At 50.3% G+C, this 16,413-nt stretch carries 21 protein-coding genes; 13 read left to right on the forward strand and 8 right to left on the reverse strand.

The annotated features are described in order from the left end of the window. Nucleotides 1-172 precede the first annotated feature (172 nt). The gene (locus EDF78_RS03985) at nt 173-457 is read left to right on the forward strand and encodes a hypothetical protein (protein ID WP_095925098.1); all 285 of its coding nucleotides are present in this window, start codon (nt 173-175) and stop codon (nt 455-457) included. Nucleotides 458-516: 59 nt separating this feature from the next. Here the strand turns inward: EDF78_RS03985 and EDF78_RS03990 are convergent, their stop codons facing one another. The 4 genes from EDF78_RS03990 to EDF78_RS25925 form a co-directional block, all read right to left on the reverse strand. After that, nucleotides 517-753, reverse strand: a complete 237-nt coding sequence (locus EDF78_RS03990; protein WP_013576199.1) for a DUF4060 family protein — start codon at nt 751-753, stop codon at nt 517-519. A 135-nt stretch (nt 754-888) separates the two neighbouring features. Next, nucleotides 889-1,191: a phage protein NinX family protein gene (locus tag EDF78_RS03995; RefSeq protein ID WP_095921381.1), complete on the reverse strand. Its 303-nt coding sequence runs from the start codon at nt 1,189-1,191 to the stop codon at nt 889-891. Between the two features lie 137 nt (nt 1,192-1,328). After that, on the reverse strand, nt 1,329-1,601 hold the full coding sequence (locus tag EDF78_RS04000) for a YebO family protein (RefSeq protein ID WP_095921380.1): 273 nt from the start codon (nt 1,599-1,601) through the stop codon (nt 1,329-1,331). A gap of 131 nt (nt 1,602-1,732) precedes the next feature. After that, a complete protein-coding gene (locus EDF78_RS25925; protein WP_229920948.1) occupies nt 1,733-1,975 on the reverse strand; it encodes a PhoP/PhoQ regulator MgrB in 243 nt (80 codons plus the stop codon). 669 nt (nt 1,976-2,644) lie between these two features. Between EDF78_RS25925 and EDF78_RS04010 the strand changes: the two genes are divergently transcribed. Together EDF78_RS04010 and EDF78_RS04015 are read left to right on the forward strand one after the other, a co-directional pair. Next, on the forward strand, nt 2,645-5,338 hold the full coding sequence (locus tag EDF78_RS04010; protein ID WP_133822626.1) for an autotransporter outer membrane beta-barrel domain-containing protein: 2,694 nt from the start codon (nt 2,645-2,647) through the stop codon (nt 5,336-5,338). A gap of 184 nt (nt 5,339-5,522) precedes the next feature. Then, complete coding sequence (locus EDF78_RS04015) at nt 5,523-5,759, forward strand: YobH family protein (RefSeq protein ID WP_131694517.1); 237 nt, start codon at nt 5,523-5,525, stop codon at nt 5,757-5,759. A 61-nt stretch (nt 5,760-5,820) separates the two neighbouring features. Here the strand turns inward: EDF78_RS04015 and EDF78_RS04020 are convergent, their stop codons facing one another. Next, nucleotides 5,821-6,066, reverse strand: coding sequence for a DUF2766 family protein (locus tag EDF78_RS04020; protein ID WP_015697897.1), 246 nt, complete (start codon nt 6,064-6,066; stop codon nt 5,821-5,823). A gap of 201 nt (nt 6,067-6,267) precedes the next feature. Between EDF78_RS04020 and EDF78_RS04025 the strand changes: the two genes are divergently transcribed. The 3 genes from EDF78_RS04025 to EDF78_RS04035 all read left to right on the forward strand — a co-directional run bounded on the left by EDF78_RS04025 (nt 6,268) and on the right by EDF78_RS04035 (nt 8,589). Next, the gene (locus EDF78_RS04025; RefSeq protein ID WP_095921376.1) at nt 6,268-6,459 is read left to right on the forward strand and encodes a YebW family protein; all 192 of its coding nucleotides are present in this window, start codon (nt 6,268-6,270) and stop codon (nt 6,457-6,459) included. A gap of 127 nt (nt 6,460-6,586) precedes the next feature. Continuing rightward, the gene (locus tag EDF78_RS04030) at nt 6,587-8,227 is read left to right on the forward strand and encodes an ABC transporter substrate-binding protein (protein ID WP_133822627.1); all 1,641 of its coding nucleotides are present in this window, start codon (nt 6,587-6,589) and stop codon (nt 8,225-8,227) included. Nucleotides 8,228-8,373: 146 nt separating this feature from the next. Then, entirely contained in the window at nt 8,374-8,589 is a 216-nt protein-coding gene (locus EDF78_RS04035; protein WP_095921374.1) for a hypothetical protein, read from the forward strand. A gap of 68 nt (nt 8,590-8,657) precedes the next feature. On the opposite strand, the gene EDF78_RS04040 is transcribed toward EDF78_RS04035, so the two are convergent. Then, nucleotides 8,658-8,945, reverse strand: a complete 288-nt coding sequence (locus EDF78_RS04040; RefSeq protein WP_013576208.1) for a hypothetical protein — start codon at nt 8,943-8,945, stop codon at nt 8,658-8,660. A 336-nt stretch (nt 8,946-9,281) separates the two neighbouring features. Here EDF78_RS04040 and EDF78_RS04045 point away from each other — a divergent pair, with 336 nt between their 5' ends. After that, complete coding sequence (locus EDF78_RS04045; RefSeq protein WP_162928692.1) at nt 9,282-9,476, forward strand: hypothetical protein; 195 nt, start codon at nt 9,282-9,284, stop codon at nt 9,474-9,476. Between the two features lie 44 nt (nt 9,477-9,520). Here EDF78_RS04045 and EDF78_RS04050 read toward each other — a convergent pair whose 3' ends face one another. Continuing rightward, a complete protein-coding gene (locus EDF78_RS04050; RefSeq protein ID WP_119826447.1) occupies nt 9,521-11,101 on the reverse strand; it encodes a sensor domain-containing diguanylate cyclase in 1,581 nt (526 codons plus the stop codon). Nucleotides 11,102-11,113: 12 nt separating this feature from the next. Between EDF78_RS04050 and EDF78_RS04055 the strand changes: the two genes are divergently transcribed. Together EDF78_RS04055 and EDF78_RS04060 are read left to right on the forward strand one after the other, a co-directional pair. Beyond that, complete coding sequence (locus EDF78_RS04055) at nt 11,114-11,386, forward strand: hypothetical protein (protein ID WP_133822628.1); 273 nt, start codon at nt 11,114-11,116, stop codon at nt 11,384-11,386. Nucleotides 11,387-11,399: 13 nt separating this feature from the next. Then, nucleotides 11,400-11,726, forward strand: coding sequence for a DUF2623 family protein (locus EDF78_RS04060; protein WP_133822629.1), 327 nt, complete (start codon nt 11,400-11,402; stop codon nt 11,724-11,726). A 59-nt stretch (nt 11,727-11,785) separates the two neighbouring features. Here the strand turns inward: EDF78_RS04060 and icd are convergent, their stop codons facing one another. Then, nucleotides 11,786-13,039, reverse strand: a complete 1,254-nt coding sequence (gene icd / locus EDF78_RS04065; RefSeq protein ID WP_056778851.1) for an NADP-dependent isocitrate dehydrogenase — start codon at nt 13,037-13,039, stop codon at nt 11,786-11,788. Nucleotides 13,040-13,171: 132 nt separating this feature from the next. Here icd and rluE point away from each other — a divergent pair, with 132 nt between their 5' ends. The 4 genes from rluE to hflD all read left to right on the forward strand — a co-directional run bounded on the left by rluE (nt 13,172) and on the right by hflD (nt 16,409). Next, entirely contained in the window at nt 13,172-13,798 is a 627-nt protein-coding gene (gene rluE, locus EDF78_RS04070; RefSeq protein WP_133822630.1) for a 23S rRNA pseudouridine(2457) synthase RluE, read from the forward strand. Beyond that, complete coding sequence (locus EDF78_RS04075; RefSeq protein ID WP_095921369.1) at nt 13,791-14,237, forward strand: NUDIX hydrolase; 447 nt, start codon at nt 13,791-13,793, stop codon at nt 14,235-14,237. The genes rluE and EDF78_RS04075 overlap by 8 nt, the downstream gene beginning before the upstream one ends. A gap of 245 nt (nt 14,238-14,482) precedes the next feature. After that, a complete protein-coding gene (mnmA, locus tag EDF78_RS04080) occupies nt 14,483-15,592 on the forward strand; it encodes a tRNA 2-thiouridine(34) synthase MnmA (RefSeq protein WP_133822631.1) in 1,110 nt (369 codons plus the stop codon). Nucleotides 15,593-15,782: 190 nt separating this feature from the next. Further along, nucleotides 15,783-16,409, forward strand: coding sequence for a high frequency lysogenization protein HflD (gene hflD, locus EDF78_RS04085; protein WP_095921368.1), 627 nt, complete (start codon nt 15,783-15,785; stop codon nt 16,407-16,409). The last annotated feature ends 4 nt before the right edge of the window (nt 16,410-16,413 follow it).

Consider the following 16,413-nt stretch of genomic DNA (forward strand, 5'->3'; position numbering starts at 1 on the left):
GATTTTCGTTTTAGACGGCAGTGCAAAACCATAATGAGAATTAATTAGCATACTTACTGAGCACACGACAGGATGAAAGTGAAAGATTATGTGCACGTTTTGTCGCGCGCAGAGGTTAAGGAAACCTTAATAACTGCGTGTTCTACTGGGGATGTTGAAAAGGAGGATACTCATGACCCGGAATACACAGAAAAGCCGCAAGGCATTTGCTTCGCGACTGACACATATCATGCAGATTCAGACACAGTACGGACGACTGTGGCTACGTTCACGCTTTCGCCGGATGTACATTCCGGCTTCACTGAAGATTGTGCTTCTCGCTTCGCTGGGACTTCTGGCCCTGGCACTCACCGGCACTCTGCTGTTGATTCTCGACGCGGTGGCGCTCGTCTCGGGACTCCTCAGACGCCCTTTTCGTCGCGGCAGTTTTCGCCCGCTGATCAGAAAGTCTGTATAACGCAAAACCGTGTCGGCATGACCGGCACGGTTTGAGTTTCAGAGAGGCATTCCCGATTATCAGGCAGGCATACCACAAAGTTTGGTCAGATTTCTGGCACCGATCATGAGGGTGGCAACATAGGATTGTCTGCGGGTCACGACTTCGACCGCAACACGCGCATCTTTATATTTTATGAGATAGGTTGAGGGCCAGCCCTGGCGACGTTTACCGTAGGCTTTTTCATGACTGTCGATAGCTGCATGAGCAACCACCAGATGGGAGAGAGTTTTATCACCTTTAATGATGCGCTTCATAATGGACTCCGCCTTAGACACAACTGTCAAAATGAGGAAACATTAATCACTTGATACGCATCGCTTTATGCGACGCTTATTCGAATCACTTCTTTGCAAAACTTTGTCACAATCTGAGTATCTCCGCGCTTTTGTTTATACGCAAGTCTTACTAAGCAGGAAACATACCATTGCTGCACGAAGCGGCCTTTTACTTTGCGCCTGCCACTGTCCCTGAGGACTGCTGATCTCCGCCAGCCACAGCGGATCACTGTGCAACTCTTTAAAATTAATGCTGATTTTGTTGGCGCAGATGATCGGCCAGGCGTCGGAGGGGTTGTTGCAGTAATCTTTGCCTTTCATGCCGCCATAGGGATACCACTTCTCTGGTTCCTCTCCGGTCAGTAAGGCAATGTTGTGGTTCACTTCGCTGTCATTTTCTTCAGACCATTTGATCATCGGTTATTCCATCCTGCAAGGCACATGCGTGGAGACTACCGGAGGAATAAGACAGTTTTATGAATAAAAGCAGAAGGAAAAGGAGGAAAGGAAGCACGGAATGAAAAACCCGCCAGAAGGCGGGTTAACGACACACATTATCTTTCAGGAATAAAACCGCGCAGGCTGAGCGCAGAATCATCGTCTGCCTCAACGGGCGGCACGTTGCCCCTTGCCTGTGCAGCCAGCACCTTGAGCAACTCGGTTTGCTGGCGTTGCTGCTCAGCAATCTCGTGTAAAAGTGCAATTTGCTCATTTGCCCTGACACTGGCGCGGCTGACGAAAAACCACACCAGAAGAAATAACAGCGCTGAGAGTGCACACAGCACCAATGAAGCCAGGCTGTTTTGGCCCATTGCGAAATCAAACATTGACTACCCTACCCCTGAATGTTCAGAGCGTTCATCTTACCACCCCCGGCAGGCCAGGGAAGCCATTCACGAAAAAACAGGGTTTTCTTAACGGTACTGAACCGCCGGAGCCGGCGGTCTGACAGTCAATGTCAGAAAGGAATAAAAGAAGTGACCGCACAGACGCCCAGATCAAAGTTTCCGCCCTGATCGCAGTAGCTGTTGAGTGCGAGCAAATACAGACCAATACAGATAAGCAGGAACAGAACGAACGTAACGATCCTCCTGGCATTGAAAACAGGCTTTTTCAATTTGATGGCAGGTCTCTTTGGGTTTACACAACGTCTATCAGAGCTCAATGGCGATGTCCAACATATGACAGAACAGAAGGACATAGTACGACGAAAATCTTAAACAACAATATAACGAAGAGCAGGCTTTCAGACGCATAACACTGTGCAATAATCACATACGTAAATCATACATAAAAATGTATATGTTTTATCTATATATGCGCAGAGGAATGAGGTTGATCTGCATCAAATAAGTTAGCTTATCTTTCAGTACGGCCGTCAATACATCCCAGCAGCTTGCTTCCAAATAATACACCGCCCATTAGAAATCACATATCAAGATTTAAAGAAAACAAAGAAAGCTTTCTGATAAGTAAATCAACTTCTCATTCATCATGATAATATTGATTGTTGCGGCGGAGAGTCACGCTGACCGGCGTAGGAATGATGGCGGTCTGCCGCCTCCCTGAGACATACCGCGGAATGTGGCCTGCCACATCTGTTTAAAAACGAACTTTATTTGGAAGTTATATAGAAAATAATAAGTTTAAAACCGTCTGATTAATTAAATACAGCGCAAGGAGAAAGATAAAATAATTCAGTTTTATCGTAATTTCACCGGAACTTATTTATTGAATTACACTATGCATTAAAATATCATCCCGCCGTCGAACAGTTCATCTGTCTCTTCTGTTATATAAATGAAAGCATAGTGGCTGAAATAATTTTCAGCTGGTTCATGCTGACTATTTTTTGTTGAGGGATTAATAAATGCATGCATGGAATAAAAAGTTCTTCTTGTCTAAAATAGCGCTGGCCTGCGCTGTTGCGGCCGCGGCACCTGCGGCGATGTCAGCGGATATCTCGGGTACCGTTTATGACACTTTCTACCACGATTCAACTTTAGCGGGTCACATTGGCTACCGTGGCTACGCCGATAACGACGGCACCGATAACGGTTATGCCGGTGGAGATATTTACTCCTCCATCAATGACTCAGTAGTGAACGGCGTTATCTCCACTTACTATCTGGGTTTTGATAACAACACCAGCAATACGCTGAATATCACCAACACGACCGTCAATGGCATGATCACTTCAGAGTGCATGACCACTGACTGCGGCGATGCGCGTAATGATTACGACCAGTCCCGTCTGCAACTGACCATTGATAATTCCACCATCAATGACACCTACGAACATTTCGATTATGACGTGACTGATGCCAATAAAGTCCGTGACCACGAAACGCTGGATACATATGGTCTGGGTGTGGCGGTGACGTTGGATCAGGAAAGTGACATCGTTATCAAAAATAATTCTCACGTAGCAGGCATTGCGTTGTCGCAAGGTTACGAGTGGGAAGATACTGACGTTAATAACGGCAACACATTTGATAATACCCTGACGGTTAATGATTCCGTGCTGACTTCTGGTTCTTATACAGAATTGCAGACCACCGGTTTCTATGGCCAGTCCGATAAGCCAAGCGATTACGGCAATATCAGTGCAGCCGGTACTCAGGCTGACGACATCGCATTATCCGTTGTGGCGAGTGCCAATGCTGATAACGCAATGAAAACCAATGCAGTATTCAATAACTCAACCCTTACCGGTGATGTTTACTTCGAAAGTACTTTCGATGAAAACTACTACGTTGGCGGTCATGACAGCAACGCTGATGGCACGCTGGATACCAATGGCTGGGATGACACTGACGAGCTGAACCTGACGCTCGACAACGGCAGCAAATGGGTTGGCGCAGCCATCTCAAATGTTCAGATGGATTCATCACTCTATAATCGCAGCACCAACAGCATCTGGCCGGGCTCTGTCTTCAGCAGCACAAACGGTTATCTGACCGGTGATCAGGTTTATCAAAGTGGCCTGTTCGATGTGGCGCTGAACAACGGTTCTGAGTGGGATACCACCAAAGCGTCTAACATTGACGATCTGACCGTCAACAACCGTTCTCAGGTAAACGTTGCTGAATCTGACCTGCTGGCAGACCACATTTCCCTGACCAATGCCTCAACCCTGAAAATCGCTGCACACGGTGGCGTTTACACGGATGAACTGAACCTGAACTCAGGCAGCCAGGCTTCTCTGACCGAAGAAACTGCCGCCCTCTACGCCAACACCATCACTGTGGGCAACGGTTCTGAACTGAACTTAGGTCTGGGCCAGGTTGATACGCATAACATGGTACTGACTGATAACGGTACGTTTGATATCGGCAGCCGTGAGTATGTCCTTAACGCTGATATGAACAATGCCCGTGACAAAACTGCCGCTGATTACGCTTATGATCAGGGAACCATCGGTATTAACTCCGACGGTCATCTGGCCGTAAATGGCGTGGCTAACGGTAACTATCAGGTGCGTATCGATAACGCAACCGGCGAAGGTCAGGTTGCTGATTATCAGAATAAAGAGCTGATCCGCATCTATGGCGGTAACGCGACCTTTACTCATGCTAACACCGCTGATCTGGGTGCTTACAAGTATCAGGCAGAACAGGCTGGCGATACCGTTGTGCTGGCAAAACAAGGCATTACTTCAACCGCAAATGCAGCACTGAGCCTGCCTTCTTCAAATGCTGCTACCTGGCATATGGAGCAAGACACCTTAGAAAACCGCATGAACAGTTCCCGTCACACCCAGGGTAATGATAAAGGCGGTGTGTGGGTTAACTACTTCGGCGGTCAGCAAAACGGTGACAATGGCGTGATTGATTACGATCAGGACGTCAACGGCATCATGGTCGGTCTGGATAAAGTCACCGAAGGTGGCGGCGAACGTCAGTGGCTGGTCGGTATGGCTGCAAGCTTCGCGAAATCCAGCCTGTCTATGGATGATGCAGATGCCGATACTGACAGCCAGTCAGCACGCGTTTACTCAAGCCTGGACTTCAACAACGGCGCATTCTTCGATTCTTCCCTGAGCTACAGCCACTTCAGCAACTCTACTGGCAGCACCATGAGCAACGGTCAGCAAGTATCCGGTGACAGCACGACGGATGCCTGGGGCTTTGGTCTGAAAGTCGGTTATGACTGGAAATTCGCACCGCAAGCTTACCTGACACCATATGCAAGCGTCACTGGCGTGTTCATCGGTGATGATGATTACACCATGAGCAACAACATGCGTGTCACCGATCAGGCTTATGACAGCATGCGTTATGAGCTGGGCGGCAACGTCGGTTATACCTTCGACCTGGGTGCCGATCAGGCTATCAGCCCGTATGCCACTCTGGCGTATGTGTATGAAGATGCTAACAACGATGCAGACATCAATGGTGACCGTATCGACAACGGCGTTGATGGTTCAGCCGTTCGCGTTGGCTTAGGTGGTCAGTTCGATATGAGCAAAAACTTCACCGTTTATGCGGGTGCGAACTACCTTGGCGGCAGCGATGTTGACCAGCCTTGGGCAGCAAACCTGGGTATGAAATACCGCTGGTAATGTACTGACCTGAGTAACGTGTCTCAAAACTCATTGGCTCCTTTTCAGGAGCCAATTTTTTATGGCCACAATCCTGACAGTACTCAAATCAGAATCAAACGGAATGACATTCCCGGAAAAATAACTTCTACTAGACTTATCAATATCCTGAATTGTTCAGGAGAGCCATTAAGGGAGTTTCAGAATGGGTATCGTTAAGACCATTATTGTGCTGGCGGTGATTTATGCGATTTTTCTTTTTTCGGGTTACGGCGTGACCGTCGGCAGCAGCGAGAATGCGGCAGGACTGGGACTGAAATGTCAGTACTTAACCGCCAGAGGGATCGTCAGTTCGCAGTATATCCATTCTGACAGCGGAGTCATTGGTGTCTCAAACTGTCCGATTTTCAAGCAGGTCGGTGAAGTCGTCGACAACAAATAAAGCTCATTTTTATTGCAGGCTTTCATTGTCATGCCCGCTGATGCAGGCATGACACTGTTTATCAGCTGTCGTGCTTAGTGAATTTCAACTCGATCAGCGAAATGGCTTTCTCGATAGCACGCTTGGTCACCGGATCGGCTCCGGCAGGATGCTTGCTGAAATCAATACTTTTCAGCTGATGAGACATCTTTTCGCGCACTTCAGCAGGCGCAATAATTTCAATCACATCCAGAATTTGTTTGATCACCAGCTGGCACGCCACCAGATCGGATTCGATTTCCTGTTCTCTGTTTAAAGACTCGGACATGCGTTACTCCTTTCATTACGGTCATTCATAAAAATTATGGTCGCGAGGATATCACGCCCTTTATTGAAATTCTCTTTTCTGCCTTCGCAGGCTTTTTCACCCCGTCAGAGCGGACAAATAAACAGCAAACGCACAGCCTCGCATGTTGTTAATGCTGCATTGGATCTATGCTTAATCTGATGACAAAGGAGGAGACGCGCTATGTTCGCACTTGTTTTGACTATTTGTTATCTGGGCGGCGGATGTGAAGATTTAGTCGTGGATGCCTTTAATACTCAGAAACAATGCACGGTCGCGATGCATCAGCAAGGCTTACGCCAGGCTGGCTGTTACCCTATTGAAGATTTTATCGATGGCTACTGGATCCCGGCGCATGAGAATGCCGATTTTTAATCCTGTGTGCCACCTTTCACAGAGTGGGTCTAAAAGCCTTATAAAGATTGCTAAACTGTCCGAACAAAGGTATGAATACCCTGTTACTCATTGATATTTAACCATATTGACAGGGCAGGAAATGGCAATGACGATACGTAAAACTTATGGGTGCTTCAAAAAACTACCACTGGCACTCCTTCTCTCCGCGACGTTCATGACTTCTTTCGCCACACACGCCGCGACCGTTCCCGCAGGCGTTGAGCTGGCAGCCAAACAGGAAATTGTCCGTAACAATGGCAGTGAACCCGCCTCACTTGACCCGCATAAAGTTGAAAGTGATGTGGAATTCAATATCCTCAGCGATCTGTTCGCAGGCCTGATCTCCATCGACAACCAGGGAAATGCCCAGCCATCACTCGCAGCCAGCTGGGAAACCAAAGACAATAAAACCTGGGTTTTCCATTTGCGTCCCGGCATCGTCTGGTCTGATGGTTCCCCTATTACCGCGCAGGATGTGGTGTTCAGCTGGCGCCGTTTAATCGATCCTAAAACGGCATCACCTTATGAAAGCTACCTGGGCAGTATGCATATGCTGAATGCGGCTGAAATCATTGATGGCAAAAAGCCGGCGGACCAGTTGGGCATCAAAGCGCTGGATAAACAGACGCTGGAAATTACCCTCGATCAGCCGCTTTCCTATTTCCTCGGTATGCTGGCGCATCCCTCGCTTTCCCCTGTCAGTCAGGCGGATGTTGAAAAATACGGCGACAAGTGGACACAACCGGGCAACCTGATCAGCAGCGGTCCTTTCAAACTCGACACCTGGACGGTTAACGAACGCATTACGGCGGTACGCAACCCGAATTATTGGGATAACGCCCATACCGTCATCAATAAAGTGACCTATTTACCGATAGCCTCCGGCACGGCCGACGTTAACCGTTACAAAGCCGGGGAAATCGACATTACCAATACCATCCCCACGCCGCTATTTGCCTCGCTGAAAAAAGAACTGGGTTCGCAGGTTCATGTCAGCCCATATCTGGCGGTGTATTACTATGCGATGAACACCCAGAAGCCGCCGTTTAACGATGTCCGCGTGCGTAAGGCGCTGAATCTGGCGATTGATAAATCGATCATCGCCGATAAAGTGATGGGTCAGGGACAAACGCCAGCCTGGCATCTCTCGCCGGATAACACCGGTGGTTTTACCTTCGCCAAACCTAAAGAAGCCAGCCTGACGCAGGAACAGCGCAACGAAGAAGCGAAAAAACTGCTCACCGAAGCCGGTTTTGGCCCCAACCATCCGCTGAAATTCAACCTGTTGTATAACACCTCGGAAGCACATCAGCGCATTGCGATTGCCGCCGCGTCGATGTGGAAAAAGAATCTGGGTGTAGACGCTGTTCTGCAAAATCAGGAATGGAAAACCATGCTGGACACCATGCATCAGGGGACATATGAAGTGGTGCGTTATGCCTGGATTGCTGACTACAACGAACCCTCCACGTTCCTGAATACCTTGCGTACAGGCAACAGTGAGAACACGCCTAAATTCAGCAATGCAGCTTATGACCAGGCGCTTAATGATGCGCTGAAAGCCACAGACAAAGCGGATGTGGGCAAAGCCTATCAGCGGGCAGAAGAAGTATTAACCGAGCAGTCGCCGGTGATCCCGCTGTATCACTATGTCAGTTCACGTCTGGTTAAACCTTATGTCGGCGGCTTCAACGACAGCCTGCTCAATTACATTTATACCAAAGACTTGTATGTAATTAAGCACTAACAGCAATCCGTTTTTCCTTCCGGTGACACCCGCCGGAAGGAAAATCCTCCCCGCGCTTTCCCTGCCCTTTCGCGATCTCCGCCAACACTTGCCACGCGCTGCTCAGATGGTAGATTGTACGTAAATCACACGAAACGGGAGCGAATATGAAATTCTCGGAAAGTGAGATCCAACCGCTTTGGGATGAAGTGGCGCGTATTATCGGAGACGGTGTTATTCAGATGCGCCACAGAGGGGAACCTCTGAGTGCCGATGCGCTGATTGGTTATCTCGATCAACAACTGGCCTGTGCTACCGGTGTTCAGCGACGTATCCTGCTGGGCGCGGCCATCAATATGCTAAAAACAGACCGCCGTTCCTGAGCGCGCGACGCGACAAAACCTCGTCGCCTTTTCGGGCAACAAGTCGTCCTTTCATTTTCTTTCTGACGTCACTTAGATTGCGCTGCCCGCCCCTGTGCAAATAAAAAAATGCGCTGGGTAATGTCGTCGGCACCCAGAATATTTCCTTTCTGCTCCAGATTCGCCCTGGCATAGGCCACATCATGAGCCTGATCGACCATGCTGATCACCCGATCCCGGGTGGGCTTATCGAGTATCCCGAGCAACGTCGTCAAAATCGCCTGATAGGCATTTGAGGCATACGTCAGTTGTCTTTCACGTTGTTCCAGCGCGTCAATGCGAACCATCAGGGCCTGCAATTGTTCTTGATGCGTCATAGCGGCATCCTTCTTCACGGGTGGAAAATAACCGGAGACAGCGGAGAAAGAAGTTCTCCGCCGGTTACTGACATTAAGTTTAGCAGACTTAAAAAAGTGCATTACTTCCCCGCCTGCGCGCAAAGTAAACCCTTGTTCAATGAGTCGTTAACCGCTTCAGCAGTTGTAACTGTCCTCTTTTTCTCTTGTCACTTGCCGCATGCGGGTTCACGCCTCAGACAGGTAACAACCGCAGTACCTGCTTACAGATCGCAAAATGACAAAGCGTGGCGGGTTATGACATTTTCAGCCACAGCACGACATGTTCATTTTAGGAGAGTGAAGTTGAAAAAAACGATGTTGGGTACCGCCCTGTTCAGCATGCTGTTCATAAGCGCATTTGCGCAGGCGGAAGGCTGTCTTAAAGGCGCGGTCGCAGGAGGGGTGGTCGGTCATCTGAAACATCATGCGGTACTCGGCGCTGTCGCCGGATGTGCTATCGGACATCATCTGGCAGCGCAGGCCAAAAAACAGCAGGCCGCCGCCAAATAACCGCCATCAGGGCAGTAAGATGCCCTGATGGACTGAGTGACTCATTATTGCTGCGCGGCCACGACGCGGTTGCGGCCATCCTGCTTGGCTTTGTACAGCGCTTCATCGGCTTTTTTCAGCGCGGTTTCAGGTTCACCCTGTTGCAGATCCCAGTGCGCCACACCTAATGAAATCGTGATCGGGCGGATCCCTGGCAACACCAATGTTTCCACATTCAGTCGCAACCGTTCGGCAATCGCTTGTGCTTCTCCTGATGCCGTCCCCGGCAGTAAGACCAGAAACTCTTCCCCGCCGACACGGCAGAGAATGTCACTTTCACGGGCATTATGGCGGATTTGTTCTGCCAGCGATTTAATCACTTCATCACCGATATCATGTCCGTACGAATCATTGATCGACTTAAAGTGATCGATATCCAGCGCGATAACAGAAAATTGCTGCCGCAGCTGAACCACAGATTCCAGCGTCATCGCCAGTCCGCGTCGGTTAAACAGACCGGTCATCGGATCCGTTTGCGTTTCAAACTTGAGCTTGCCGATTTTCTTTTGCAGCAGATTAATGCCGATCAGCAGGGCGCGTTTAAGCTGGGTCGATTCAAAATACCACGACGGGATTTCGCGGATATTGGTGGAGATATCCGGCTTATCCATTTCATTGGCACTTCGCGCCAGCAGCCAGAGCGGATGCGCAATCATTCGCGAGAACAGCCAGACGCAGAGTAACGTCAGCAGCGCCAGCGGAGTCAGGTGTTTCAACACCTTGACCATCAGCCCTTCCAGCGGTTTCAGCGTCGCCCCGGTAGGTCGCTGGGTGATTATTTCCCAGCCGGAGGACGGCACCACGGCATAACCGGCCAGCATCGCCTCCCCTGCCAGATTGGTGACCATCAGGCTGCCATTGGTGTGCTGTTTGACCACTTCCGTCACCGGACGCGGCTTCACAACTTCGCCGATACGAAACGCATCCGGGTGATAGAGGATACGGCGCTCGTTATCCAGCACCGCAATATACGAGCCGTCGCGGTAATAATGTTCACCCAGTAATTCATTGAGAATGCTTTTCTGACGCAGATAGATAGTACCGGCGATATAGCCTAAATATTTGCCGTCTGTGGTGAAAATCGGCGTGGAAATCACGATCACCAGATTCTGAGCGACCGAGATATACGGCTTGCTGATCAGCGGCCGGCGTTCTTTCAGCGCTTCGAGCGCGCCGGGCGTTTTCAGAATATGGCCAACCAGTTGCAGGCTGTCAGGGGACGTCGCCAGAATTTTGCCTTGCGCATTGGTCAGCACGACAGAATTAAAACTGTCCGTCTGGTATTTGAGCCGCGCGGTTTCCGACTGAAGAACATCAGGATCGTCGAAATGGCTCGCCGCGATCACACTGCTGTAGGCAAGCTGCTTTTGCATACTTTTCAGAAACTGTTCCGTACTGGCCGCCAGTTTCGTCGCGTACACGCGATTCTCTTCAAGCGTATTGTCGATCAGTAACTGGCGCTGAACACGATAACTGGCATAAAAGCTGTTGGCCAACGTCACGAAGGCACTCATCACAGCTAAAATCAGAATCAGGCGTCGCAGATCAATACGGAACAGAGAGTGGGAGAGGAGTGAGCGCAACAAAAAGTCATTCCTGTGGCAAAAAGTCGCTCATATGTAACACCGCAGCCGGGGATGCACAATAAGGCCGAAAAAATAAACTATTATCTGACTGAATCCGCAGTAAAAATAGGTGCTTGCTGCGGCGTTACCTTAAATCAAATTCCTGATATTTTTAGCATTAAGTCAAATTCCACCCCATCGGGTTTGCCCCTCTTCGTCTGTTTATGCCCTCAAAAAGCGCTTTCTTTTGCGGAAGGTCATTGCCTGAATAATCGCTATATGATTTATTATACAGCGCTTGATTGATGAGGAATGTGGAATGCAAAACCATTTTGGGAAAGGGCTAAAAGCGGGTCTGTCTGCCGAAAGCGCATGGCCTGCATCGCAGGTGTCAGGTTACTGCAAAGAGTATTTGCGCGGCTTTGTTTTGGGCTATGCACATCAGCAAGCTCAACTGACCGGAGATGATAATAACGCGGCTTTTGAAGCCGGGGTGTTGTCACGCAACTACTGTCTGGATAAAGATCTGGTGGCCGAATTCTTCTCCGCCAGTGCCAGACATCCCTCCAGAGCCTTTTTTCTGGTGGGCTACGAAGGTATTGCGAAAAACGTTGAAGAACCCCCCGCGCCAAACCGCCTCAGCTGAATTTTACGCATAAAAAACGGAGGCATTAAGCCTCCGCTGATCTTTCAACTATCCCGCAATTACATATTTGCGATCATGTCGTCGGCAAACTCGCTACATTTACGCAGCTTGGCGCCTTCCATCAGACGTTCGAAATCGTAAGTCACGGTTTTAGCCGCGATTGCGCCTTCCATGCCTTTTACGATCAGGTCTGCGGCTTCGAACCATTCCATATGACGCAGCATCATTTCTGCAGACAGGATGATTGAACCCGGGTTCACTTTGTCCTGACCGGCATATTTCGGTGCAGTACCGTGAGTGGCTTCAAACAGCGCGCAATCAGAACCGATGTTTGCGCCCGGTGCGATACCGATGCCGCCAACCTGCGCCGCCAGGGCGTCAGAAATGTAGTCACCGTTCAGGTTCATACAGGCGATCACGTCGTATTCAGCAGGACGCAGCAGGATCTGTTGCAGGAATGCATCGGCAATCACGTCTTTAATGATGATGTCTTTGCCGTTGTTTGGGTTTTTGATTTTCACCCAAGGGCCGCCGTCGATCAGCTCACCGCCGAACTCTTCACGCGCCAGCTGGTAGCCCCAATCCTTGAAGGCACCTTCGGTGAACTTCATGATGTTGCCTTTATGAACCAGCGTCAGTGAATCACGATCATTGGTGATGGTGTATTCAATCGCCGCGCGAACCAGACGTTTGGTGCCTTCTTCAGAGCAAGGTTTGATACCGATACCGCACTCTTGTGGGAAACGGATTTTCTTCACGCCCATTTCGTCTTGCAGGAACTTGATCACTTTATCGGCTTCAGCAGAACCCGCTTTCCATTCGATACCGGCATAGATGTCTTCGGAGTTTTCACGGAAAATCACCATGTCGGTGTCTTCCGGGCGTTTCACCGGGCTTGGTGTGCCGGTGTAATAACGTACCGGACGCAGACAGATGTACAGGTCGAGTTGCTGGCGAAGTGCCACGTTCAGGGAGCGAATGCCGCCGCCAACTGGCGTCGTCAGTGGGCCTTTGATAGCAACACGGTAATCACGGATCAGATCGAGGGTTTCTTCTGGCAGCCAGACGTCTTTACCGTACAGCTCTACGGATTTCTCGCCGGTGTAGATTTCCATCCAGGAGATTTTACGCTCACCTTTGTAGGCTTTCTGAACAGCCGCATCAACGACTTTGATCATGGCAGGCGTCACGTCAACACCGATGCCATCACCTTCGATAAATGGGATAACAGGATTATTAGGAATGACCAGTTTACCCTGAGCGTCTACTGTAATCTTTTTACCTTCAGCCGGAACAACTACTTTGCTTTCCATTAACCTCTCCTTCGAGCGCATTTTTGTTAAAAATTTGTAAGATGCCGGTCGATATTACTCGAATATTTCTCGCTAGCCAATCCGAAACATTTTTCAAGTATAATGCGCTAATTCTCTCTAACTTCAATGCCTATGAACCCGCTATCTTTTAAAAATCACAACGTTAAACGTTTCAGCAAAAGGCCCGCCAGAGCACAATCTGCCCCAAAAGGGCCGCTTAAGGTGATTCTTTTCAATAAACCGTTCGATGTACTGCCACAATTCACTGATGAAGCGGGTCGGGCGACACTTAAAGATTACATTTCATTAACAGATGTTTATGCCGCAGGGCGTCTTGACCGGGACAGCGAAGGTTTACTGGTGCTGACCAACGATGGCAAACTGCAGGCTGCGCTGACCCAGCCGGGGAAACGCACCGGTAAGATTTACTTTGTTCAGGTCGAGGGCGAACCGGATGAAGCGGCGGTGAAGGCGTTGCGCGAAGGCGTCACGCTAAAAGACGGGCCTACCCTGCCCGCTGGCGCCGAGATTGTGCCGGAGCCGGAATGGCTCTGGGCGCGCAATCCGCCCATTCGTGAACGCAAGACGATCCCGACCGCGTGGTTAAAAATCACCTTGTACGAGGGAAGAAACCGTCAGGTGCGACGCATGACCGCGCATGTGGGATTACCCACGCTGCGCCTCATCCGTTACAGCATGGGCAACTACACCCTCGGCGACTTGCAACCCGGCCAATGGAAGGAAATCCCACATGTTTAAACCGCACGTCACTGTCGCCTGCGTGGTGCAGGCACAGGGAAAGTTTCTGGTTGTTGAAGAAACCATTCACGGCAACGTCACCTGGAACCAGCCTGCCGGCCATCTCGAAGCCGATGAAACCTTAATCAGCGCCGCAAAACGCGAGCTGTACGAAGAAACCGGCATCCACGCCGAGCCGCAGTCATTCCTCGGTTTACATCAGTGGCAGGCGCCGGACGGCACGCCTTTCCTGCGTTTCGCCTTCGTGATTGATCTGCCTGAAATGCAAGACACCGCGCCGCAGGACGATGATATCGACCAGTGCCGCTGGGTCACCGCTGAGGACATTCTCGGGTCTGCGCAACTGCGTTCGCCGCTGGTGGCCGAAAGCATCCGCTGCTATCAGCAATCGCCGCGTTATCCTCTGGAAATCCTGCACAATTTCAATCTGCCGGAATAACGGCCCTTCTCCGGTTGTTGCCACGCAGTTAATCAGCGATGCAGCAACCGGCCTGACGTGATAAAATTTTGCGCTTCACGATTTACCTCGCGTGAAATCTTAGTAGCAGTACCTCTCTGTTCGGTTTCTGTGGTGTTCGGTTTTTTGTGATGTTTTGGATGCGCGCGGCCTTCATCCTCGTGAGTCAAGCATCAGAATAAACACCGTCAGTACCGGGCAATTAATTCATGTGTTTCGGGACTATTATGTCTGACAACAGCCAGAAAAAAGTGATCGTCGGGATGTCCGGCGGTGTCGATTCCTCTGTCTCTGCGTACCTTCTGCAACAGCAGGGTTATCAGGTTGAGGGCCTCTTCATGAAAAATTGGGAAGAGGATGACGACGAAGAATATTGCACAGCCGCCACTGACCTTGCGGATGCACAAGCCGTTTGTGACAAGCTCGGTATTGAACTGCACACCGTGAATTTCGCGGCGGAATACTGGGACAACGTGTTCGAATTATTCCTTGAGGAATATAAAGCCGGACGCACGCCAAACCCGGATATCCTGTGCAATAAAGAAATCAAATTCAAAGCCTTCCTGGAATTTGCAGCTGAAGATCTGGGCGCGGATTATATCGCGACCGGTCACTATGTCCGCCGCCAGGATATCGACGGTGTCAGCCATTTACTGCGCGGCGTTGATGGCAACAAAGATCAGAGCTATTTCCTCTACACGCTCGGTCACGAGCAGGTCGCACAAAGCCTGTTCCCGGTCGGTGAGCTGGAAAAACCTGAAGTTCGTCGTATCGCCGAAGAACTGGATTTGATCACTGCGAAGAAAAAAGACTCTACCGGCATTTGCTTTATCGGTGAGCGTAAATTCCGTGACTTCCTTGGCCGCTATTTACCGGCACAACCGGGCGTGATTAAAAGCGTGGACGGTCAGGTGATGGGACAACATCAGGGGCTGATGTATCACACACTCGGCCAGCGTAAAGGTCTGGGCATCGGCGGGCAGAAAGACGGCAGCGAAGAGCCGTGGTACACGGTGGAAAAGGATGTGGAGAACAACATTCTCTACGTCGCACAAGGACACGAACATCCGCGCCTGATGAACGTCGGTCTGATTGCCCAACAGCTGCACTGGGTCGATCGCCAGACGCTGACCGCGCCGCTGACCTGTACCGTGAAAACCCGTTACCGTCAGGAAGATATTCCGTGCGTGGTGACGCCACTGGGTGAAGACCGCATCGAGGTGCGTTTCGATGCACCGGTTGCTGCCGTCACACCGGGTCAGTCCGCCGTGTTTTACCTCGGCGAAATCTGTCTCGGCGGGGGCATCATTGAACAACGCCTGCCGCTGCAAGGCTGATACGGCTCAAATATGTGGTTGAATACGGGACGCTTTCGGGCGTCCCGCTTTATTTCTGTCCGGCGATGACACTCTGCACTGATTCCGAACTGTGTTTAGGAGCCGTTTTATGGCATGATCTGTCGCCATGAATTTGGGCTGTTTCTTTGTCACCGCGTCTCATCGTTTCAAAACGCTTACAGGAGTAAACGTGGCTAAAAATTATTATGACATTACGCTGGCTTTGGCGGGGATCTGTCAGGCAGCGCGCCTGGTTCAGCAACTGGCACACGAAGGCCAGTGCTCGCAGGAAGAAATGTCAGTATCACTGCGCAGTTTGCTGGAAATGAATCCGGCCTCCACGCTGGCGGTGTACGGTAATAATGAAGCTAATCTGAAGATGGGACTGGAGACGCTGCTGGGCGTCCTGAACGCCAACCGTCAGGGGCCGGGCGCTGAGTTAACGCGTTACGCATTAAGCCTGATGGTGCTGGAGCGCAAACTGTACGCCAATAAAGCCGCCATGAATCAGCTCGGTGAACGCATCGATCAGCTTGATCGTCAGCTGGCACATTTCGAACTGGAATCAGAAACGATGATCAGTTCCCTGGCCTCGATTTATGTCGATGTGGTCAGCCCGGCGGGTCCGCGCATTCAGGTCACCGGTTCGCCGACTATTTTGCAAAATGCTCAGGTGCAGGCGAAGGTTCGCGCCATTCTGCTGGCCGGTATCCGTTCTGCGGTACTGTGGCACCAGGTCGGCGGTGGCCGTCTGCAACTGATGTTTTCCCGTAATCGCTTGTTTGAACAGGCGAAAAATATTCTCGCTCATTGTTAATAAG

Origin of the sequence: Rahnella sp. BIGb0236 (assembly GCF_004364755.1) — a bacterium.
Classification (GTDB): domain Bacteria; phylum Pseudomonadota; class Gammaproteobacteria; order Enterobacterales; family Enterobacteriaceae; genus Rahnella; species Rahnella victoriana.